Below are 938 nucleotides of genomic sequence, written 5' to 3'. Positions count from 1 at the left end.
CCGACACACAAGGCCAGCCAAATCCACGAACTCCTGCCCCACAACTGGCAGCACAACGCCTGATCACTGACAAGCGGTGATGCCCGAACGCTTACGATGGCACCGCCCATGAGCCTGACCATCCCGGAACTCGCCGAACAGGAAGGCATCTCAGCAGCAACCCTCTACAATTGGCGAAAACAGGCCAGAGCACGAGGACAGGTTTTGCCATCACGATCTGCCACGCCCGACCAGTGGACCAGCCAGGAGAAGTTCCGCATCGTCCTGGAGACCGCCCCGATGAACGAGGCGGAGTTCAGTGCCTACTGCCGCGCGCATGGGCTCTACCCCGAGCAGGTGGAGGCCTGGCGCGAGGCCTGCATGAACGCCAACGCCGATGCCGCCGAGCAGGAGAAGCAGCAGCGCAAGGCCCGCAAGGCGGAACAGAAGAAACTCCGCGAGCTGGAGCGTGAGCTGCGCCGCAAGGACAAGGCACTGGCCGAGACGGCAGCGCTGCTGACGCTGTCAAAAAAAGCCGAGGCGATCTGGGGCCGCAACGACGAGGACGAATGACCAGCCTCCCGGATCGCCAGCAAGCCGTGGCGCTGATTCAGGAAGCGCAGCGCCATGGTGCCCGGCTGGCCAAGGCATGCCGCGTGATCGGCATCAGTACCCGAACCTATCAGCGCTGGACAGGCAGCGGTGAGGTGGCGGCCGACCGCCGGCCCGACGCCGACCGCCCAGCGCCGCACAACAAGCTGTCGCCCGAGGAAGAGCAGGCCATCCTGGCCCTCTGCAACGAACCCGACTATCGCAGTCGCCCTCCGGCCTTCATCGTGGCCGACCAGGCGGACCAGGGTCGCTACCTGGCCTCGGAATCGACGATCTACCGGGTCCTCAAGGCCCATGACCAACAGCATCACCGAGGACGTCAGCAGGCACCTCAGCGCCAACGCTCC

2 protein-coding genes are annotated in these 938 nt (G+C 65.1%); both read left to right on the top strand.

Features of this window, described 5'->3' with window-relative positions:
- The first annotated feature begins 96 nt into the window (after positions 1 to 96).
- Complete coding sequence (locus tag CR157_RS13425) at positions 97 to 552, top strand: transposase (RefSeq protein WP_110284000.1); 456 nt, start codon at positions 97 to 99, stop codon at positions 550 to 552.
- On the top strand, positions 549 to 938 hold a 390-nt coding region (locus CR157_RS13420; protein WP_219999947.1), incomplete at its 3' end, for a helix-turn-helix domain-containing protein. The genes CR157_RS13425 and CR157_RS13420, both read left to right, overlap by 4 nt.

Origin of the sequence: Halomonas sp. LBP4 (genome assembly GCF_003202205.1) — a bacterium.
GTDB lineage: Bacteria > Pseudomonadota > Gammaproteobacteria > Pseudomonadales > Halomonadaceae > Halomonas > Halomonas flagellata.
This window is presented reverse-complemented; position numbering and strand designations above follow the sequence as displayed.